This window comes from Spiroplasma endosymbiont of 'Nebria riversi', assembly GCF_018831625.1.
Lineage (GTDB): Bacteria > Bacillota_I > Bacilli_A > Mycoplasmatales > Nriv7 > Nriv7.
Map to the genome: position 1 here is coordinate 603,229 of NZ_CP065193.1, position 23,085 is coordinate 626,313.

The window sequence follows — 23,085 nt, forward strand, 5'->3', positions numbered from 1 at the left end:
TGATAGTTTAGATTAAAGATTTTAAAATTTATTTTTAATTTTGTCGAAAACTCTTGATAAAATAAAAAAAATCATCAACTTGATAATTTTAAAAGGCTTTTATGTAAAATTAATATTTTTACTTTAATTTTTTATATATTAAAATATAATACCGCGGGCGTATAACAAAGATGTAGAGAATGAAAAAAAGTCTTTTTCATTCAATTGTAAATTTATTGTATATTTATTAATCAAAACTGCAAAACAAAAATTACAAACTTATTAAATTTGCACATTTTTGAAAATATTAAATTAAAAAATTATTGTTTAGTTTATATGTTCTTCCATTTAGCATTTTTTTAAGTATGGCCAGCGAAAATGTCTTACTTCCATAGCCTAGACATGATTTCACTAATCTAGATACATCAGATTCAGCTGATACTCCAATATTCCAACTTTCTCCTTGATGTATAATGCCAACTCGATTATTTTTAAAGTACTTAAATATTTCTTTCGGGGCATAAATTTTTAATAATTCCATTAAATTGTCATAATCACCAGAATAAAAATAATTAATAGCTTTTTGAAAAAGTTCTTCACCATGATATAACTTTGAAAATAAGAATACTTTTCTTAATTCTCTTACAGCATGATATCGATCTAAAATATATTTAGCTCCCATAAAAGATGCTAGTTGTTTAATTCAAGTTGCGCCATCACCTCCAACGACTAATTTAGCATTCTCAAAATTTTCATAAAATAATGTTCCTAATTTAAATAATCTTTTTGATAAGTCTTCAGTGGGTAATCTTTTATCCTTACCAATAAAGAATGTAGTTCTCTTATTTTTCAATTTCTTTCTTTTCTTATTGTGGTATGGCAACCCTTTTTAGGACACTTTTTATGTAGACTGTTGTTTTCTAAATTCAACAGGCGTTAAATAATTTAGGCTGCCGTGAATTCGAATGTTGTTATATCAATTAACAAAATCAAATAATTCGCATTTTAATTGTGTTAAATTTTCAAATTTTTTACCCTTGATAAATTCCGTTTTAAAAGTTTTGTAAGTTGTTTCAGCCACAGCATTGTCATAAGGACAACCCTTCGCACTCAATGATCTTTTAATATTAAAGGTTATTAAAATTTCATCAATGATTTTATTTTTGAACTTATTACCACGATCAGTATGAAATAAAGTTATTTTATTTAATGGTCGTGTTGTTTTATGAAAAGCTTGTTGAACTAGTTCAGCGGTTTTGTTTGGTCCGGCACTATAGCCAATTATTTATCGATTAAACAAGTCAATTAATAAACAAATATAATGTCATTTTCCTCCAACTTGCACATATGTTAAATCACTAACAACAACTTCATTAGGTTTTTTGTTATTAAATTGACGATTTAAAACATTACTAATTTGGTCATTATTAACCATTGTTTTATGATTACGATATTTTAATTTGGTGTATTTAGAAACCAAATTATTTTTGATCATAAGGAATCTGATTTTTCGACGTGATAAGATAATATCTTTTCTCATTAAAACAGCTTTAATTTTACGAGCACCATAAATTTTACGACTTTTATTAAATGCACTGATAACTTCTTCTTCATAATTATTAATATCATACTTAACAAAATTATTAGTTTGATAATAATATGTTGATTTTGCTATTTTTAATATTTGACACATTTTTAGCACGGAATATTTTTCTTTATTATTAATAATTCCTATTTTTTGACTATTATCAGTGCTGCTTGCTTTAAAATGTCATTTTCCATTCGTAATTGTTGGTTTTCTTTTCGCAAGTAAATTAATTCATTTTCTTCGACAGCGCGATTATCTTGCACTTTAAATGACCCAAAATTATTAAAATTTTCAATTCACTGAATATATGGCTGATTTTGAAATTCCGTATTCTTTAATAATTTCAACAATGCTTTTTCCGTTTTGATAAAGCATGACAATTTGTTTTTTAAATTCATTTGAATATGAGTTTTTCCCCATTTTTATCTTCCTACTTTCTTAATAATTTTATTTTATTTGAAAGTCCCCATAAATATGGTCCAACTTATTGTAACCTATCCAAACAGCAAGTTTGTAGAAACCGAAATCTTGTCATATGTATATGGTTTCTACATATATACTTAATTTGCATATTGAAATAATTTATAAATAATTTATAGTAAATGATTATTTTTTATTTTTTTAAAAATACCTAAGAAAACTAAACGCGACCAGTATTTACTAGTTCTTGAATTATTTTCTCCATAATTATTGTTCACCTCTATCATATTAAAAATATACCTAAAATTAAGTATATTCAATAAATATCAAGAGTTTTCTACAAAATTAAAAAAATTTATTGCTATTTTTCCTAATTATGCATTATAATTAAAATAACCATTACAATGGTAACCTCTGAATCTGGTCAGGACGAAAGTAGCGGCCATAAGGAGAAGTGCTATGTGTAGTGGTATTTTTTTATGCTAAAATAAATTAATAAAATAGGAGTAAAAAAATGCCACATATTAAATATATGAAATTAGCCATATCCCTTGCTAAAATCGCATATCAAAATGGTGATGTTCCCGTTGGAGCAGTAATTGTTGACCCCAATGGTATTATTATTGGTCAAGGTTATAATTCTAAAGAAGTTAATAATAATCCGTTGGAGCATGCGGAAATGATTGCTATTGCTAATGCCGCTAAAAAATTAGGTCAATGAAGACTAAATGATTGCGTTTTATACTCAACTTTAGAACCGTGTTTAATGTGTACAGGAGCGATTTTGCAGTCGCGAATAAAAAAAGTTTTTTTTGCTGTTAGTGATCCTAAGTTTGGCACTGTTGTTTCCCAAAATCAATTATTAGATAAAAATAAGTTTAATCATCAGGCTTCATATGATGAAGGGTTATTAGAATTGCCGGTAAAACAAATTTTACAAAGGTTTTTTCAAGAAGTTCGTAAAAATTAATAATAATAATTGTAAATAAAATTTTTTTGACTGCCATAATATTATATAATTTTATTGAGAGTATAATCTTAATAAGTATAAAGGGTGGATTACTAAATGAAATATTTAACGCTATATCGAAAATATCGTCCCAATAAATTTAGCAAAATTATTGGTCAAAATCAAATTGTAACTTCGTTACAAAATGCAATTATTAATGATAAATTTAGTCATGCTTATTTGCTTTGTGGACCAAGAGGGGTTGGTAAGACTTCAATTGCTAAAGTATTTGCTAAAACTGTTAATTGTTTAAAAATAATTAATGGTGAAGCTTGTAATGAATGTTATATTTGTGAAAGTTTTAATAATAATTCTTGTCTTGATTTATTAGAAATTGATGGTGCTTCAAATAATGGTGTTGATGAAATTAGAGAATTAAAAGAAAAAATTTCGTTATTACCATCCCTTTGTAAATATAAGGTATATATTATTGACGAAGTTCATATGTTAACGATTAGTGCTTTTAATGCTTTATTAAAAACATTAGAAGAACCACCACGACATGCGATTTTTATTTTAGCAACGACAGAAGTATATAAAATTCCTTTAACAATTGTTTCTCGTTGTCAAAAATTTGATTTTAAATTAGTTAATAAAAATAATTTAGTGCAAAATTTAATAACAGTGTTAGAACAAGAACAAATTCCTTATGAAAAAGATGGCTTAGAACAAATTGCGCTTTTAAGTTCGGGAGCGGTTCGTGATTCATTAAGTATTTTAGAGCAAGTAATTGCTTATAATCGTGAAGTTGTTAATTTAGCAAGTGTTAATATGCTTTTTATGATTCCAAGTAAAGCTGAAAAAATTGCTTTTTTGTTAGATATTATTAACAATAAGACATTAAAAGTTTTGCAAACTATTAATAATTTTCTTCAAGTTGGTGTTGATATTAATAATTTAACAATTGATTTAATTAATATTTGTAAAGAAATTATTATTTATAAAGGTACTACTAATAAAGAAATACTAATGATTTTAGATCCTGATGATTCGTTACCGTTTAGTATTTTGACACAAGAACAATTATTAAAAATTATTGAAAATTACTTAGAGGCGTTAAATAATTATCGTTTTAGTAACAATGCAATAATGTATTTTGAAATTGCTTCGTTTAAAAATATGAATTACTTTCAAAATATGGCTTCAATAGTAACGACTGAGGTTAGTCATCCTGATGAAATAATTACTACTGTTGAAAGCCAGCAAGTTGACAATAAAAAAGAATCATTAACATTAAATGATTCTGAGTTATCAGTAGTCATTGATGATTTAAAATCAGAGACCAATAAAATAATTATACCACAAAATGATAGTGAAAATCAAGATGAAAATGTTTCTGAAACTAATAATATTAGTGTTATTAATAAACCTTTTATTTGAGAAATGACGGAATATCTTAATGTTTTATCGCAAGCTGATAAGTACTTAAGAACAGAATATAGTAATCGTTGAAATTTGGTTAATGAGTATTTAACTAATAGTTCGTTTCATAAGATTGCTAAAATGTTAGTTGATACAACAATTGTCGCCGCCATGAAGGGGGCAATTATTTTATCTTGTCCTATTGAACGCCAAGCAACAATTATTAATAATTATAGTTTTACTAAAAATATGCAAGAATTTTTGAAAGATATTTTGCTTACGAAAAATTTAATTATTATGGCGGTTCATACGCCAGAATTAGCATATATTCGCCAAGAATATTATCAATTACGAATTGCTAATAAGTTACCAACGCCATATGCGCTTAATTTTAAAGATTATTATCGTCAAGAAGAAGATATTATTCTCAAAGAGAAGTTATTAGATAATTCAGTTTATCAAACGGTGCAAGAATTATTTGATAATATTATCTTAATTGACTAATTTAAAGGAGAATCAAGTAAATGACAATGCAATATCCTGAAGTTTTAGAAAAGTTATTTGATATTCTAAAAAAAAATCCCAGCAATAGGGAAAAAGAATGCTGAACGGATGGCTTTACAAATATTTTTGCAAAAATCGGATTTTATTAATAGTTTAGTTACCACATTACAAGAATTATGGGACTCATTAATATTATGTAGGCAATGCAATAATATTAGTAATGAAAAAATATGTACGATTTGTCAAGATACGAAAAGGAAACAAAATGTGCTTTGCATTGTTAATAATTGGCAAGATTTATGAGCATTAGAAAATCATCAATTATTTAATGGCATGTATCATATTTTGATGCAAGAAATTGATTTACAAAAAGGTATTTCACCAAATGATTTATCTTTAGATTTATTATTAACTCGTGTTAGTAATAAAAAGTGACAAGAAATAATTATTGCTACTAGTCCAACAATTAATGGGGAATTAACAGCGCAATACATTAATGAATTATTAAAAAATTATTCTGATGCTTCAATTACTAGAATTGCTCACGGTTTACCAGTAGGAGCAACAATTCATTATGCTGATCAGGTTACATTAAAAAAGTCATTAGAAGGTAGAAAAAAATTATCGTAAGGAGAAATTAAAATTGTGATTTCAAAACCATTTTTTATATCATTAGAAGGAACTGAGGGTTCGGGAAAAACAACTGTTGGGCAAATGTTAAAAGAAAAATTGCGTCAAGAAAATTATGATGTGATTTTAACTCGTGAACCAGGAGGGGTAAAAATTTCGGAACAAATTCGAGAAATTATTTTAGATAAAGGAAATTCCGAAATGGATAAATGAACGGAAGCGTTGTTATATATTGCTGCTAGAAGACAACATACGGTTGAAGTTATTTTACCAGCATTGCAAGATAATAAAATTGTTATTTGTGATCGCTTTATTGATTCAACTTCAGCTTATCAAGGTTTAGGTCGTGGTTTAGGAATTATAACTTTAAATGATATTCAAAATACTATTATTGGTAATGCTAAACCGGACTTAACAATTTTTTTTGATCTTGAACCAGAAATTGGTTTAAAACGGATTAAAGATTTTAGAACGACATCAGAATTAAATCGCTTGGATTTAGAACAATTAGACTTTCATCAAAACGTTTATGAAGGATATCGAATTTTACTTAGTCAGAATCCGCAACGCATTAAAGCAATTAATGCTAAACCAGATATAAAAATTGTTTTTGAACAAGTGTGAGTTTTAGTACAAAAGCATTTGCTTACTTTAAATATGAATGTTAATTAGTTAAGCATCACGAATTTTATTCCTATTTACTTTTTATTTAAAACTATTATTAATCAAACTATTTAATGGAGTCAAATACGCGAATGTTGAATGTTAAGATGTTATCAAAAAAATTTATTACGACAATTGAAAATTATTTAATTAATAATATGTTTCCGCATTCGCTAATTATTGCTAGTAATAGTGATGAAATTAATTATCAGTCAGCAATATATTTAACTTGTCGCTTAATATGTGAAGATGTTATCTGGTGTGAGGGAAAATGTAATAATTGTCAACGCGTAATCAGTAATAGTTATCCTGATTTTGTTATTTTAAATTTATGTTCTGAAAAATTAAAAAAAGAAATGGTTCGTGAAATTATTAGTAAATTTAGTTTGTCTTCGTTAGAAGTAACAAATAAAAAGATTTATTTAATTCAAAATATTGAAGATGGCAGTTTGGAAGCTAATAATAGTTTATTAAAATTTTTAGAAGAACCGCCAATTAACACATATGCTATTTTTACTAGTAAAAGTATTAATCGTGTTTTACCAACAATTATTTCGCGCAGTCAAGTTTTAACATTACTACCAATTGATTTTGAGATAGTGATGACAAAACTTATTAATGAATGAAAAGTTACTTTTGAGGATGCTAAGCTAATAAGTAATTGTTTTTCTGATTGAAATGAAATTGTTGCGAATGGGGATTATGCTAAATTTTTGGAAATCAAATTGCTAGCATTAGACTTTATTACTAATTTTATTAATGATAATAATGAAGATAATTACTTATTGTCTAGTAAAATTAATAAATTAGAGAAAAATTATTTATCTTTATTTTGAAAATTAATAATTTTAATAATGAAAGATAGTTTTTTAGAACTTCCACAATATTTTATTACGCAACAAAAATTTATTAAGGAAGTTACTGACAAAATTGCTAATAAACAAAATTATTTTTTAACGGTAATTTATGAATGTTTAGAAAGATTAAAGTTTCCTGTTAATAAAAATTTACTTGTTGATTACTTTATAATTATGATGTTAAAAATTTAAAAATGGAGTTACTATGAAAAAATTTTATGAAAGTCTTGATATTCAAGAAAAATACTTATTAGGAATTTCTGGCGGAACTGATAGTATGTTTTTGCTAGATAATTTGTATCAAGCAGGATTTAAAATTTTTGTTGCTCATATTAATTATCAAAAAAGAACTAATAGTTGGCAAGATGAATTAATTGTTGTTAATTATTGTTTAAAAAATAATATTGAATATGCGGTTTTACGAGTAAAACCAGAACAATATCAGAAAGAAAATTTTCAAAATCAAGCCCGGAAAATTCGTTATGATTTTTTTATGAAAATAGCAAAAAATCAAAAGATTTTTAATCTTGTTATTGCTCATCAATTTAATGACTTATTAGAAACTTATTTATTGCAAAAACAAAGAAAAAGTTTAGTTTCATATTATGGTTTACCTTTTAAGCGAAAAATTAAAAATTTAACAGTTTTTCGTCCAATGTTAGAAGTAAAAAAACAAATGATTCTTGATTATTTAGAAAAAAAACAATTAAATTTTCAAGTTGACGCTACTAATGAATTGGATATTTATGTACGCAATGTTATTCGGAAAAAAATTGCTTGTTTTTCAAATCTTGAAATTAATAATTTATTACAAGAAATTAATGAGAAAAATATCCTTTTAAAGGAAGAACAACAAAAAATAAGAAAATTATTGGTGTTAATGACAATTGATAATAAAACCAATTACAAGTCGTTTTTATTATTAGAAGAAAAATGACAACAAAAGTTAATTTATCAATATTTATTAACAATTGATGATGAATTAGTAACTAAAAATTATTTAAAAAGAATTTTAAATGGTGTCCTTAAAAGTAATAAGCCAAATATGCATATTAAATTAAATGATCAATGAATTTTTATTAAAGAATATGAATTTATATATTTAAGTAAACCAACTATTAAGGATAATTATTGTTATACAATTACTAACTTAAAAAATTTTAAAAGTCGTTATTTAGTATTAAAATTAAAAAATAATGGTAATATTAAAGGAATGGGATTTTTTGTTGCTAATGATGAGTTTCCGATTTATGTTAAGTGTAATGCGTCTAATGAGAAAATTAAAACTAAGAATGGTACCCAAAAAATTAATCGGTTATTTATTAACAATAAGATTAGTTTTCAGCAAAGAATTAATTGACCGGTAATATATAATTGTCATCAACAATTAATTGCGATTCCAATGTTGGCTGTTGATGCTAATCATTTGGAAAACAAAAGTAATTGATTTATGTTAAAATAAGTTAGTAATTATGAAGAGAGGAAAAGATTGTGCAAAATCGTAAAAGAAATTTAGGTTTTATTTTTATTACTTTACTGTTCGCATTATTATTAGGGATTCTAATATGATACTTTTTAAAAGGCGGTTATGAGTATCCTGATTTTAATGACCTTAAAATTTGACTTAAAGAAGGTAAAATTAAAGACCAAAATATTACTGCTGTTAGTTGAAAAATGGGTCAATCATTAGGAAATTATACATTATTTGGAACTTTTAAGTTAGATAATGGGCAACGCTATCAATTTCAAATGGTTTTAGTTGATTCAATGTGAAAAACAGTTAACGACCTGCTTAATGGTGAAGAATTAAGTAGTATTTTTAAAGGTAAATTACCAACGGTATATAACCCTAGTGAATCAAGTCTTTGAACTGAATTATTGCGAATGTTACCTTTCTTATTATTAATTGGAGCAACAATATTTCTTACTTTAAGAATGATGCGTTCTCCTGGTGGTGGCAGCGGAATGAATCCTTTTTCAATGGGGAAAAATAAAGCGCGCCAAACAGAATCAAAAGTTAGATTTACTGATGTGGCGGGAATAAATGAAGAAAAGCAAGAATTAGTGGAAATTGTTGATTATTTAAAAAATCCGACAAGATATGCACAAATGGGGGCAAGAACACCCAAAGGGGTTTTGTTAGAAGGTCCTCCGGGGACAGGAAAAACCTTGTTAGCAAAAGCAGTAGCAGGTGAAGCTAATGTTCCTTTCTTTTCAATTTCTGGTTCGGAATTTGAAGAGATGTTTGTTGGTGTAGGGGCATCACGGGTTAGAGAATTATTTAATAATGCGAAAAAAAGTTCGCCGTGTATTATTTTTATTGATGAAATTGATGCTGTGGGAAGAAAACGTTCATTATCAATGGGGTCAGGAGCTGGTGAACAAACTTTAAACCAATTATTAGTGGAAATGGATGGTTTTGAGACGAATGCTGGTGTTATTATCATTGCAGCAACTAATCGTGTTGATGTTTTAGATCCAGCCCTTTTAAGACCAGGAAGGTTTGACCGTACGATTCAATTATCATTGCCAGATATTCGTGAACGAGAAGCAATTTTGCGACTCCATGCTCGTAATAAGAATTTATCACCTAAAATTGCTTTTAATCGGATTGCTGACCGAACTCCAGGATTTAGTGGTGCTCAATTGGAAAATGTGCTTAATGAAGCGACATTATTAGCGGTGCGAAAGCGAAAAACTGTTATTGATTTAGCCGATATTGATGAGGCTATTGACCGTGTTGTTGGTGGACCTGCTAAAACTTCAAGAACAATTACCGAAAATGATAAGCAAGTGGTTTCTTATCATGAGGCGGGACATGCTTTAATTGGGTTAAAATTAAGACATGCATCTAAAGTTCAAAAAGTAACAATTATTCCTCGGGGAAATGCGGGTGGTTATACGATTATGACACCAAAAGAAGAGAGTTTTTTACATTCCCGTGATAATCTTTTGGCAACGATTACTGGTTATTTAGGTGGAAGAGCATCAGAGGAATTAATTTTTGGTGCTGAAAAAATTACTACAGGAGCGCATGATGATTTAGAAAAGGCAACTAATATTGCCCGCCGAATGGTTGTTGAGTTTGGAATGTCTGATTTGGGATTGCGACAATTTGAAAGTGGGAAAGATGAGTATATGGGTGTTAATAGTGCTAATAAATTTTCTGATGATATTGCACAAAAAATTGATGCTGAAATTAATAAATTTTTGGATGAATGTTATCTTGAAGCAAAAAAAGTAATTAAAGAACATCGTAATATTTTAGATTTAATTGCTGAATCGTTAAGAGTTTTAGAAACAATTACTGCTGAACAAATTGAATATATTGATGAAAATGAAAAGTTACCACCAGATGTAATAGCTGCTAAAAAAACTCAAGAAGAATTTCGGGAAAAAGAACTTCGTGGTCATGTTATTGAAGCAAAACCTAAAGGGAGAAATTCTGATATTTTATCATCAGATATTAAAGCTGATGATAAAGAAGATAAATAATAATCAGTGGTATAACTTAGAAAAAGTTGGGAGTAAGTGTAATGGCAAAAAAGCGATCTTCAAAAAAAACGGAAAATGATAAGAGTATTATTTCATTAGAAAATAATAAAGCACTTTTAACGACGATTAAAGAAAATTTAAAGTTACAAAAGAAGATGACTAAAGCTTGTTCCAAAAGAATTTTAAAAGGTGAAATTATTTCTACCTCAGGTTATAAACCGGATCTAAAGAAATTTATTATTGAATTACATAATGTGGAAAAGTCTTATGTAATGGGAGAAATTGAATATAAAGTTTTAAAAGGTATTGATTTAAAAATTAGTCGTGGTGAATTTGTTGTTATCTTAGGACCTAGTGGTAGTGGAAAAACAACATTATTAAATATTATTTCTGGTTTAGATAAAGCTTCAACTGGTGATGTTTTTGTTGATGGTCATAACTTAACGTTGTTAAAAAATCGTCATTTAACTGATTTTCGTTGTAATTATGTTGGGTTTGTTTTTCAAAATTATAATTTATTAGATACTTTAAGTGCTAAAGAAAATGCTGAAGTTGGGGAAAACTTAGCTAAAAATAAAAAGCGGGTAATGACATTGGAAGAAATTTTTGCATCAATTGGTATGTCAGCAGAAATGGATAAAAAACCTTCGCAATTATCTGGGGGTCAACAACAAAGAGTTTCAATTGCACGAGCAATTGCTAAAAATCCTTCAATTTTGTTTTGTGATGAACCAACAGGGGCTTTGGATGAAGAAATGGGACGAAAAGTTTTAGAAATTTTGTTAGATATTAATAAAAAAGAAAAAACAACGATTGTTACTGTTACTCATAATCCTAATATTGCTCAGTTAGCAGATATTGTTATTCATGTGAGAAATGGTATTATTGATGAATTAAAAGTTAATAAAGACCCTAAAAAACCTAAAGATATAAAATGAGCTTAATAAAATTGTATTAATAAAACAGTTACTGATAAGGATATTATTATTTAAGGAGCGAAAAAACAATGTTACTTCTCTTTATTAACGGATTACGATCAATTAATAAAAAATGAGTGCAGTTTTTTGGACTAATTGTATTGATATTTTTATCAGTAACTGTTTTTTCTGGTATTAATCAATCTAATCGTGATTTGTTAAGAAGTTTTAGTGTTTTGTTAGATAAAGGAGGTAATTCACACCATTTTTCTTTTTATCCGATTAATCAAATGACTTTGAAAAATCGCGAAGCAACAATTAATAAATTTTATGAACAATTTATGGAATATAAAAAAAACAATGTTAATAATAATTTTGCTAGCAATGATGTAGCAATGATTTCATTTTTAATTACCGAAAATTTTCAGGAAAGATTTTCTTATCGCTTAGTAGAGCGGAGATTATATGTTAAAACTAATAATTATTGTAATAAAGATTTAAATTATACTTTAGTGTTAGCTGATTATTATCAGCATTTAATTGAAAATAATCGTAATCGCAAAGATATGAATAAAGTAATTATTATTGAGGGGCGAAAACCAATTGCTAGTAATGAAGTTATTATTTTTAAGCAGTTTGCTGTGGCAAATAATTTGAAAATTTATGATGGAAAAAATATTAATAATCCACAATTTTATTTGCCAGGTGTTGGTGATGTTAATAATTTAGCAGTTATAGGATTACGAATTGTTGGTTATGGGATGATGCCTGATTATGTCGTTCCGATTGGAATTATGAAAAGTACGATAACAATCCCTGAGTTTGCTACGCAAACATTTGTTTATATGCAGCCATTTAAATTTCGACAATTAGCTATTAATAAGTCTTTAATTCAAGAGCATTATTATGGACAGTTTAATTCTGGTTATGAGTGGAATAATATTAGGAAGAATGAATATTTGCAGTTAGAAAAGCAATTTAATGAATTAATAGGGACAAAAATTAATTATAAGGCAAATTGCTAGTTTAGAAAAAAATGATACTGTAAAACCATTATTTATTCAGTCACGAACTAATGGTGTGATTTTAACAACATTTTTATTTTTAATTTTATTAATTTTTTTTGTAATTATTATTTTTCTTGTTAAAAAAGATATTAATGATGAAAAAATCCATATTGGATTGTTAAAAGCAATAGGATATCGTGATTGAAAAATTAGTTTTAGTTTTTTAGGCGTAATTAGTTTTTCAAGTATTGTGGGCTCGTTTTTAGGTTATGGAGCTAGTTTATTTGTGCAATATTTGTTATCAGTAGTATATGTTAATCATATTCAGTTACCATTATCGTATATTACTTTTGATTGAGTAATTTTCTTAATTGTTGCGCTATGACCGTTACTTTTTTTACTAATGATTACTTATATTTTTGCGAATGTATTTTTAAAAAAACCACCGTTAGTATTATTAACTCCTAATATTTCGCCACAAATAAATGGTATTAAGTTTTTTTTTTTAAGATTATGCACCGTTTAAAGTTAAAGTTTCATTTTCATTAGTTGTTAAATCATTTAGTCGGTTTGTTGTTGTTATTATTGCAATGATTTCAACAACAATTCTGTTAATGTTTGTTTTTGTAACTTCAACAGTTGTTAATGATTCAATTAATAAGTCTTTTTCGCCGATAAATTATCATTATAATTATTTTTATGATAGTAGTTTTTTACTGCAAAATGATAAAAAATCTTTTAAGTATCCTTTTGTTAAAGTAGAAGAAATTAACATTAAAAAAACAAAACTTGGTTTGTTTGACTTATTAATGTTATATGGTAATAATAAATTACAATTAGAAATAATTTTTAAGGATTATTATCTTCCTGCTCCGTTATTAGATTTAATGTATAGTCAATTAAATGGGTTTATTAGTAAAATTGAAAATAGTCCTGTTAGCGAACACGAAGCAATATATAATAAATTGACAATGGCAATTAATAACTTATTTTCTTTTAAAGAAACTGTTAGCGTTCAACAAACACAAATGGTTATTGAAAATTGATTTATTTTATGGGAATTAGTGGATCTTTCAAAAACAAATAAAACTGATGCTGAGGGTAATGTTAGAAAAGTAATTACAACAAATATCGGTTTTGATTTTGTTCCTTATCAAGAAGCAACTAATATGGTAACTCATCAGCTTCTTGATAAAGCGATTAGTAATAATAATAAGGCATTAGGAAGTTTGATGGTTCATAGTGTTGATTTTGAACATCACAAAGCTTTTTTAAAATTAGAAAATGAAAATGAAAATAATTTGTATCCATTATTAGAACAAGAATTAGTCAATTGAAATGAAGCTAAAGATATTAATGAACCAATACCATTAGTAATTAATTCAGTAATGGCAACTTTGTATGATTTAACGGTTGTTGATTATTTTGTAATTGAGTTTAAATATAATGATAATATCCAAAAAGTAAATTTTAAAATTGTTGGGATTGCTGATTTTTATCAAAATTCTTATGTATATGCACCACTTGATGCGATGCGTTTTGTCTTTGGTTTGGATAATAATTCTTATAATGCTAAATATTCACAACAAGATAGTTTAGAAGTTCAAGATTGAATAACTTTAAGAACAACTGATGGTAATAATAATTTGCAAGGTTTAAAACCATTGTTAAATTCATTATTAGATATGAGTGCTGTTAAGCAAATTGCTTTGAAATATAATAATATCATTGCAATCATAATTGCAATTATAATATTTTTTGCAACGACAATTTCTGTGGTTATTTTAATAATGATTACTAATATTGTTATTACTGAGAATAAGAAGAGGGTTATTGTTTTTCAAACTTTAGGTTATAAAATTCATGAAGTGTCAAATATTATTATGAGTGCCTATATTCCGACGATTATTATTGCATTTTTAGTTGGCGTGCCAATAAGTATTATTATTTTAAAATAATTATTTATCTTTGTTGCGAAATTAACTGAATTTAGTTTGCCGGTTAATTGACAGTGATGACATATTTATAGTAGGGATTGCTATTGAGTTAGTAGTATATTTGGTATCATATTTTGTTGGTGTTTTTAAGCTTCATCAACAAAGTATTGTGCAAAAAATTAAGGAATTTCAAAAATAGAATTTTTTAATGTATAATTTAAACAATGCGAAAAAAGCAGGGTAACATATTTAAAAGGAGTTTAATAGTGGAAAAAAGGAAATGACAAGGTTTTAATCTTGGAAAACTCAAAAACTATTACATTCTTAAAAGCGCTTTTAAATCAGTTTTAAGAAATAAGATTCAAATGATTGGGTTAGTACTTTTAATATTTTTAAACGCAGTTATTTTTACTTTAATGTATACAACAACACAAAGAATTAATAATTCTTATGAGAATTTTATTACGGCATCTAATTTACATCATTTTGTTGTTGATTTAAGAAATAAAAATCGGATTCCGGGAAAAGAAGCTGATGAAAATGATGTTAATGTTCAAAAGGCATTAGTTGAAAAAACTGCTTATGTTCAATGAGCAATGGAAAAAGTCAGACTTGCTAATGAAAAAAATAATAATTTTGTGTTTGCATATCGTGAAGGACGAATGGTTTCCCGTGTTATTGATAATAATGTAAGTTTGTTTAAAGTTATTGCTTATGATATTCAAGATACGATTGATAAATTAGTTATTACGGAAGGTCGCAATATTGAAACTGAGCAGGAAGTGGTGTTATCGCCTGAATTTGCTAATGAAAATAAATATCATGTTGGTGATATTATTTGTTTACTGTCAAAACAGTGTGATGTTAATAATCCTGATAATAATGCTTTAGAAATTGTTGGATTAGGAACTGCTGTTGATTATATGTTTCCCCAACTTGATTTAACAACGCCAATTCCTAATCAAGCGCGTGAGGGGATGGCATTTGTTTATCCGCACCAATTAGGACTTTTTAGCCCTAATAATAAGCAATTAATTAAAAAAGGTATTAAATGACAATATAATAAAAGTGTTGAAAAAATTTCGTTAACTTCTGAAGTTGATCGTGAAGGATATTTTGTTGCTCAGTGAGGTGCTGGTAGTGAACAGAATATCTCCTTAATTCAAAAACAATTACAAGATTATTTTCTTAGTAATGATGATAATAATGATTTTGTATTTGCGATTAATGATGCCAATTATCCTGAATATGATTTTAGTGGTCGTGTTAATACGCTAAAAACAATTTTGGTTGCTTATCAAATTATGGCAATTGCTTTGTTATTAATGGTACTTATCATTGCGGGATTTGTGATTGCATTAGTAACAAAAAAACGCGTTCAAAATTCTCGTACGCAAATTGGTGTTTTAAAAAGTTTAGGTTATTCTTCGTTTAGTATTGCCCAAGGGTTTTTGGTATATCCATTAATTGCTGTTATTGTTGGGGGAATTATTGGATATTTAGTTGGTATTTCTTTACAAATTCCTATTATAAGTGTATTTAATTGATATTTTACGCTTCCATTAGGGAAATTTAGTTTTAATTGGCTATCATTATTATTTTCAATTGGTGGAACTTTTCTTTTATTAGGTTTAATAACAATTGTGTCCTCAATTTGATATATTAAAGGTAGTCCTTTGAAATTATTACATCCCGAAGAAAATATGGGGGCAACGATTTTAACAAGATGATTTAATTATTTAAATCGTGGCAAACGATTTACAACGCGGTTTCGTTGAGCAGTTTTTTCAAAATCAATTACGAAGATGTTAACAGTAATGATTACAATGGTTTCAGCAACATTATTATTAACATTTTCCATTACGGGACCAAAAGCTTTACAAGATATGCGAACCGCAACTTATAAGGGAATTAATTATGAATCAATTACTGAATATGAAACTCCAATTTGAAATTCAATGCTTTCATCATATGGTGTTTATAATCCAGAAATTAAAAATAATCAACAAGGGATTGATGGTGATCTTTATTCTCCGAAATTAATGGTTGAAAAGGAAATCAAGCCGAATATCAAACGATATCGTCCGAAAGACTTAGAATTAGTAAAACTTGCAACTTTAAATTATCGTCTTTTTGATTTAAATTTTTACCTTAATTCAATTTTAACGAAGTTAGAACCAACAGCTAAATTAACAATATTTAAAAATATTACTTGCATGCTGGCCTTTGATGGTTGGAAAGATAAAACAGAAGCCGAGAAGGCAAAATATGCAATTACTGATTGTATCATTATTGGTACGACAAAAAAGTCGCCTTATTTTGTTCGTAGTAAGTTATCATCATTAGAATTAACCTTAAGAAAAATTGAAGTTAGTTTAGCAATTGATATTTTACAGTCGCGAGATTTAATGAATCCTACTGCAAAGTTTACTAATGGTAATCCGTTAACTTTACAAGAAAATAATGACTTTATTGATGAAATGAATGTTGCTGCTACTAATGATGCTGATTATAAAAACCGCTATGATGTGGTGTTAAAAATTTATGAAGAAATTAAAAAGCGACTTAATAATGGTCAAAGTGCTACGCCAAGTGAAAATGACGAACAATGAAATCGGTATTTAAATAAGGTGATAATAAAACTGAAAGCAATTGCTAATGATTGAGGACTTACTAAAACCTTTAATATTCAATTTGGGTTGACACCCTATAATCCTGATGAAGATGAGTTAGCAACTTATTTTAAGCCTAATATTGAAACAATTTCTCGTGGTAATATTACTTATGAAAATAAAAAAACGTTAAAGCTTAAAGCTTATGGTATTGAACGAAGTAGTAAAATGAATCTTTTATTAGATAAAGATAATAATAATAATCTTTTAGAAGCAATGTATGAAAATCATTCGCCTAATGCAGAAATTATTCCTGTAGTTATTAATCAAACTATTGCTAAACATTTGCAAATTAATCAAGGTGACATTTTAGATATTAATCCTAATAAGCAATCATTATATTCTAAAACTGCTACGGCTGATAGTAAGATTGTTGATCTGAAAAATTGGAATCTAAAAGGATTAAGTAGTGGTTTCCAAGAAGTGACAAATAATGATATCGCAGAAGAAATAAGATTGTATTTTTCAATTGGTGATGTTCCTTCACCAATGTATGAGAAAATTACTAGTGGTGATGTTTATATTAAAACTGAAGATAATCAAAATCAGAAAATGCGCGTTATTGGTATCCAAGAGGGTTATGGCGACCCTAAAATGTTTTTACCTAAATATGATGCTGATGTGATGTTAGGTTATATTGAAAAAGGTAAAAGTTGAGAGCTTTCAGAACATTATCAGAAAATTAAAGATATATTTCAAGAAGTTACTCACTTTGCTAATGACACAACGCCAGAATTTAAGCAAAGATTTCCTAATATGACTTATGATGAGGCTGTGCAGGCAATGTTTCCTTTGTTTAATGCTAAATTTTCATTAAATAAAAATATTACTGATATTACTGATAGTATTAGTGTGGCGCAAATGTATGGTGATTTTACGCAGTTAACATTAAATGGTATGGTAACTAAGGATGAGATTTCTGGTGATTTAGTTCAAAAGTATATTGGATTAGGACAAGGAGCAATTGCTTTTGCAATGCCGATTGCAACACATCAATCGGTATTTGATGAAATTAAAGGTATTGCTGATTCAATATTATGGGCTTTTATGGCGATTTCTTTATTAATATCATTTGTGACAATTTTAATTACTTCTAATATAATTATTACCGAAAATAGTCGGTTAATTGCAACAATGAAAGTTATTGGTTATAGTGATTATAAAATTAATTGATTAACATTAGGAATGTATTTACCCATTGTTTTTATTGCTTTTGTTATTGGTTTTCCTGTGGCGTTGGTAATTATGAATCAGTTAGTTAATTATTTAGCATTGAATTCAACGTGAGTTATGCCGTTTTACTTTAATTGAGGACTAATCTTTGCGGTTTTAGTGATTATTTTAGCAATTTATGCGATTACATTTGTTGTTGGTTGATTTATTTTAAAACGCGTCAATCCAATTGAAGCTTTAAAAATAAATGATTAATTTAGATATTTAAATTAATGGAACATAATTGTATAATAAAATAAAAAGGAGTTGGTTTAAGTGAGAAAAAATTTAATCGTTTTTTCTTTGTTAGGAACATCACTAATAACACCTAATTTAATTAATTATCAACAGAGTAATCGTGAAAATGTTAGACAAATGAAAGTATATCAGGATATGAAAAAGCATTATGTTAATACAAAGTTTTATGCTGAGTATACAGGATATGAATATATTCCAATATATAATTTTCATTATGTAAATAATTTTATTAAATCATATTCTGCTTTTTTAATTTTGTAGAAAAATCTTGATATTTATTGAATATACTTAATTTTAGGTATATTTTTAATATGATAGAGGTGGATAATAATTATGGAAAAAATAATTCAAGAACTAGTAAATACTTTAACAGATGATCAATTTTTAGAATTTTATGAAAAAGTCAAACAACAAGCAGAATTAATAAAAAAACAAAAACGTTTAAATGAAATTGATCAAAAATTTAGAGCACAAGGTATTAAATGCCCTAAATGTGAAGCTTACCACTGCGTTAAAAATGGACATAATTCAGAAGGAAAACAAAAATATTTATGTAAAAATTGCGCAAGTTTTGGTGCTTTCCGTAATTATTTTATTTATTGAAGTCATTTAAATTATGAACAATGAAATTTATTGATTCAAATTTCATTGCCGGGGCAATCTAGTAAAACAATTTCTCGTTTTATTAAAACTACATTAAAAACTGCTTGATATAATCGTCAAAAATTAATGAAATCAAAACAATTAGAAAATACCCAATTAAAATTTAAAAAATTATCTGGTAAAATCCAAATCGATGAAACATTTATTAAAGAAATTCATAAAGGAAATTTCAAACATAAAACTGATCCACGAAGAATTCACCTTGACCCATTCGCAACTAATACTAAATGCTGTATTCAAATGGCAGTTGATAATAATAACAATATTTATGTTAAATCCACAAACACTAAACGTTTACAAAAACAATGAGTTATTGAAAATATGAACAAAGAATTAATTAACCAAAATTCAATTATTACTTCTGATATGCAAAAATTATATTTTTTAGTAGCAAAACAAACAAATTCTACTTTGTGTGTAACTAAAACAACAATTAATCCTGAAGCTAGTTATCGTAACTTAAATAAAATCAGTAAATTACAATCTAGTCTTAAAGAAGCCTTAATTCATTATCATGGTTTAGGTTTTACTAATATTAAAAATTATTTAAATCTCTGAAAATGAAAATACCAATATAAGGGTTTAACTCCAAACCAACAAACAGCGGTATTATATTTTAATGTATAAAAAATTAAAGTAAAAATATTAATTTTACATAAAAGCCTTTTAAAATTATCAAGTTGATGATTTTTTTATTTTATCAAGAGTTTTCGACAAAATTAAAATTCTGCTTTAAGAAATACGATGATTATGGTTATTGAAAAATATCAATATCAAGGTTATAGTAATTTTCTTTGAAGGCAATTTTAAAAAAAGAAAAAATAATCACAGGTTCCAATATATGCTGAGGAATTAGCAAAACGATTTTATTATTATATTGCCCCAACATATTGAACCTTAATTTAGTTTAATTTGTACCTTATCATTAAGCGATGATAAGGTATTTTTTGTTATTAAAACACAAATGGTTTTTTTGATGTGTGTAGTGTTCTTATTAGTAAGAACAATTACTAAATAGAAGGAGGATTAAAGTTATGCGAACAATTATTATTGGTGGTGGGGTATCGGCAATGACTTGTGCTAGTAAACTACGAAGAAATGATGCAACGATGGAAATTATTGTTTATCAAGCAAGTAGTTATGTTTCATTAGGCGCTTGTGGGATTCCATATTATATTGCTGAAGAATTTGATAATGTTAATGATTTATTAGCAAGAACGCCCGATTGATTTGAAAAACAAAATATTCAAATTTTTTTAAACTCGCAATTAACTGCGGTTGATTTTGATAAAAAAGTAGTTATGATTGGTAATCAAGTAACTTCTGAGATAATTACTAAACAATATGATAATTTAGTTATTGCTACAGGGGCGATGCCAATTGTTCCTAAATTTGAAAATGACCATTTAGGAAATATTTTTACAGCCGTTAGTAAAGAAGATATTTACAATATTAAAAAACAAGTTAAAGATAAACAAAAAATTGCTATTATTGGTGGTGGTTTTATTGGTTTGGAACTGGTTGAAGCATTTAGTCATTTGCAGAAAGAAGTTATTCTTGTTGAGGCGTTAGAACGAGTTGGTGCTAAAGCTTTTGACGTTGAGATTACTACTATAATACAAGAATATTTATTGGAAAAAACTGTGCAAGTGCATTGTTCCAAAGAATTATTAGATTTTCAAGGCGAAAATGATGTTCAAGCAATTGTATTAGCAAATAATGAAATTATTGCTGCTGATTTAGTAGTTTTAGCACCGGGATTTCGTCCGCATACGCAATTATTTAAGGATACGGGTTTAGAAATGCTGGATAAGGGGGCAATTGTTATTGATCATCAAGGAAAGACTAATATTGCTAATGTTTATAGTGTTGGTGATTGTGCAACAATTACTAATTTAGTAACTAAAAAACAATCATATCTTCCTTTAACAACAGCAGTTAAATTAGCTCGCGTTATTGCTAATGTTGATGATCGCTTAGAAGGAACTTTGGGAAGTGTGATTTTACAAATTGTTGATTTGCAAGTTGCTCGGACTGGATTAAGTGAATGAGAAGCAAAAGTAATGAATTTTAACTATCAAACAATTATCATTGATAATTATGATTTACCAAATTATATGTCAAAGCAAATGCCTTTAAAATTAAAATTGCTTTATGAAGTTGATTCCTTAAAATTATTAGGAGCACAAATTGTTGGTTATAATAAAGTATTTTTAAGAATTAATGCTTTAGCGGTTGCGATTTGCAAGCAAATGACATTACCAGAAATTGCCAAGTTAGATTTGGTGTACGCACCACCTTTTGGATGCACTAGTGATATAATTCATATTGGCGCTAGTAAAATCAAGAAATAATTAAAGGAGAAGTTAATTTATGTCAAGAAAATTTTCAGAACAGGAAGTTGTGCGACGCGATAAGTTAGAGCAATTAGTAAAAGTAAACCATAATCCGTTCGCTATTTCTAAGGTAGAATGTACGCATACTACTGCTGAATTTAAAGAACAATATGATGTATATAGTAAAGAGCAATTGCAAGGAAAACCGGATGTGATTACGATTGCAGGAAGAATTAGGGCTTTAAGAACGGCCGGCAAAGCAATTTTTGCTAATGTTCAAGACCAAGATGGTCAAATTCAAGTTTATCTTCGTCTTGATGAAGTTTCTAAGGAGGAATTTCTTGCTTTTGAACAATTAGATTTAGGCGATATCATTAGTGTTACTGGTGGGGCAATGAAAACACAAGTTGGGGAATTGACTTTAAGACTGGTAGCGTTTCAATTGCTTAGTAAGGCATTAAAACCGTTACCTAATAAACATGATGGTTTAAAGGATGCCGAAGAACGATATCGTCGGCGATATGTTGATTTGATTGTTAATGAAGAAGTTAAAGCGGTATTTATTAAAAGAACGCAAATATTAAATTTAATTCGGCAATATTTACAAACAAGAGACTATTTAGAGGTGGAAACGCCAGTTTTACAACCAATATTAGGTGGGGCAACAGCGAAACCTTTTAAAACGCATCACAATACTTTGGATATGCCATTTTACTTGCGAGTTGCTCCTGAATTGTATTTAAAAAAACTTCTTGTCGGTGGTTTTGAGAAAGTATTTGAAATGGGCCGATTGTTTCGTAATGAAGGTATGTCAGCGAAACATAACCCTGAGTTTACTGCGATTGAAATTTATGTTGCTTATCAGGATATGAATTTTATGATGCAGTTAACCGAAGATTTAATTAGTTATTTAGTTAAGGCAATTTTGCCTAGTAATGAAATAACTTACGATCATCAAGAAATTAATTTTCGGCAATGAAATAAAATGAGTATGGTGGAAGCAATTAAAAATGTTAGTGGGGTAGAATTTAATCGCGAAATGACATTAGTGCAAGCACGAAAGTTAGCTAAAGAGCATAACATAATTTTAGAAAAGTATCAGCATACGATTGGTCATATCATTAATGCATTTTTTGAACAATTAGTTGAAAAAACCTTAATTCAACCGTCATTTATTTATGGATATCCACTGGAAGTGTCGCCATTAGCGAAAAAGAGTTATTCTGATGAACGGTTTACTGATCGTTTTGAACTATTTATTGGCGGCAGAGAGTATGCTAATGGTTATTCTGAATTAAATGATCCCATTGACCAATATAATCGTTTTGAACAGCAGTTAGCATTAAGAGATTTAGGTGATGAGGAAGCTAATGAAATGGATTTAGACTTTGTTGAAGCCTTAGAATATGGGATGCCACCAGCTGGTGGTTTAGGGATTGGTATTGACCGCTTAGTAATGTTATTAACGGAACAATCATCAATTAAAGATGTGTTATTATTTCCTCATATGCGAATTAAAAAATAAGAGGGTGCTAAGAAGCGTTAAAAAAGAGTAAGGAATTAAATTCTTTACTCT

Annotated in this window: 17 protein-coding genes, 1 other RNA gene and 1 pseudogene; 17 read left to right on the plus strand and 2 right to left on the minus strand. The window is 27.6% G+C overall.

What is annotated here, in order from left to right; all coding sequences use genetic code 4:
- Positions 1-286 precede the first annotated feature (286 nt).
- On the minus strand, positions 287-832 hold the full coding sequence (locus tag I5Q57_RS03975; protein WP_215826912.1) for a UPF0236 family transposase-like protein: 546 nt from the start codon (positions 830-832) through the stop codon (positions 287-289).
- A gap of 48 nt (positions 833-880) precedes the next feature.
- A pseudogene (locus tag I5Q57_RS03980) lies at positions 881-1,987 on the minus strand (IS3 family transposase).
- A gap of 388 nt (positions 1,988-2,375) precedes the next feature.
- Here I5Q57_RS03980 and ffs point away from each other — a divergent pair.
- The 17 genes from ffs to lysS all read left to right on the plus strand — a co-directional run bounded on the left by ffs (position 2,376) and on the right by lysS (position 23,034).
- Positions 2,376-2,470: signal recognition particle sRNA small type (gene ffs, locus I5Q57_RS03985), an RNA gene on the plus strand.
- Positions 2,471-2,501: 31 nt separating this feature from the next.
- The gene (locus I5Q57_RS03990; RefSeq protein ID WP_215826913.1) at positions 2,502-2,957 is read left to right on the plus strand and encodes a nucleoside deaminase; all 456 of its coding nucleotides are present in this window, start codon (positions 2,502-2,504) and stop codon (positions 2,955-2,957) included.
- Between the two features lie 96 nt (positions 2,958-3,053).
- Positions 3,054-4,862: a DNA polymerase III subunit gamma/tau gene (gene dnaX, locus I5Q57_RS03995; RefSeq protein WP_215826914.1), complete on the plus strand. Its 1,809-nt coding sequence runs from the start codon at positions 3,054-3,056 to the stop codon at positions 4,860-4,862.
- A gap of 75 nt (positions 4,863-4,937) precedes the next feature.
- Positions 4,938-5,492, plus strand: coding sequence for a recombination mediator RecR (gene recR, locus I5Q57_RS04000; protein WP_305849496.1), 555 nt, complete (start codon positions 4,938-4,940; stop codon positions 5,490-5,492).
- A gap of 18 nt (positions 5,493-5,510) precedes the next feature.
- Positions 5,511-6,164: a dTMP kinase gene (gene tmk / locus I5Q57_RS04005; RefSeq protein WP_215827048.1), complete on the plus strand. Its 654-nt coding sequence runs from the start codon at positions 5,511-5,513 to the stop codon at positions 6,162-6,164.
- Between the two features lie 65 nt (positions 6,165-6,229).
- Complete coding sequence (locus I5Q57_RS04010) at positions 6,230-7,204, plus strand: DNA polymerase III delta subunit-related protein (RefSeq protein WP_215826916.1); 975 nt, start codon at positions 6,230-6,232, stop codon at positions 7,202-7,204.
- 13 nt (positions 7,205-7,217) lie between these two features.
- Positions 7,218-8,474, plus strand: coding sequence for a tRNA lysidine(34) synthetase TilS (gene tilS, locus I5Q57_RS04015; protein WP_215826917.1), 1,257 nt, complete (start codon positions 7,218-7,220; stop codon positions 8,472-8,474).
- A 29-nt stretch (positions 8,475-8,503) separates the two neighbouring features.
- Complete coding sequence (ftsH, locus tag I5Q57_RS04020) at positions 8,504-10,507, plus strand: ATP-dependent zinc metalloprotease FtsH (RefSeq protein WP_246534725.1); 2,004 nt, start codon at positions 8,504-8,506, stop codon at positions 10,505-10,507.
- Between the two features lie 41 nt (positions 10,508-10,548).
- Positions 10,549-11,451 carry an ABC transporter ATP-binding protein gene (locus I5Q57_RS04025; RefSeq protein ID WP_215826918.1) on the plus strand — a complete coding sequence of 301 codons (903 nt, stop codon included), beginning with the start codon at positions 10,549-10,551 and terminating at the stop codon, positions 11,449-11,451.
- 62 nt (positions 11,452-11,513) lie between these two features.
- A complete protein-coding gene (locus I5Q57_RS04030; RefSeq protein ID WP_215826919.1) occupies positions 11,514-12,449 on the plus strand; it encodes a hypothetical protein in 936 nt (311 codons plus the stop codon).
- A gap of 55 nt (positions 12,450-12,504) precedes the next feature.
- Complete coding sequence (locus I5Q57_RS04035; RefSeq protein ID WP_215826920.1) at positions 12,505-12,957, plus strand: FtsX-like permease family protein; 453 nt, start codon at positions 12,505-12,507, stop codon at positions 12,955-12,957.
- A gap of 88 nt (positions 12,958-13,045) precedes the next feature.
- Positions 13,046-14,389 (plus strand): FtsX-like permease family protein, encoded by a 1,344-nt coding sequence (locus tag I5Q57_RS04040; RefSeq protein ID WP_215826921.1) that lies wholly within the window; start codon positions 13,046-13,048, stop codon positions 14,387-14,389.
- Between the two features lie 344 nt (positions 14,390-14,733).
- A complete protein-coding gene (locus I5Q57_RS04045) occupies positions 14,734-18,468 on the plus strand; it encodes an ABC transporter permease (RefSeq protein ID WP_215826922.1) in 3,735 nt (1,244 codons plus the stop codon).
- A 60-nt stretch (positions 18,469-18,528) separates the two neighbouring features.
- Positions 18,529-18,771: a hypothetical protein gene (locus I5Q57_RS04050; RefSeq protein ID WP_215826923.1), complete on the plus strand. Its 243-nt coding sequence runs from the start codon at positions 18,529-18,531 to the stop codon at positions 18,769-18,771.
- A gap of 72 nt (positions 18,772-18,843) precedes the next feature.
- Positions 18,844-19,800: an IS1/IS1595 family N-terminal zinc-binding domain-containing protein gene (locus I5Q57_RS04055; protein WP_215826924.1), complete on the plus strand. Its 957-nt coding sequence runs from the start codon at positions 18,844-18,846 to the stop codon at positions 19,798-19,800.
- A 407-nt stretch (positions 19,801-20,207) separates the two neighbouring features.
- Complete coding sequence (locus tag I5Q57_RS04060; protein WP_215826925.1) at positions 20,208-21,527, plus strand: FAD-dependent oxidoreductase; 1,320 nt, start codon at positions 20,208-20,210, stop codon at positions 21,525-21,527.
- A gap of 19 nt (positions 21,528-21,546) precedes the next feature.
- The gene (gene lysS, locus I5Q57_RS04065) at positions 21,547-23,034 is read left to right on the plus strand and encodes a lysine--tRNA ligase (RefSeq protein ID WP_215826926.1); all 1,488 of its coding nucleotides are present in this window, start codon (positions 21,547-21,549) and stop codon (positions 23,032-23,034) included.
- Positions 23,035-23,085: the final 51 nt, after the last annotated feature.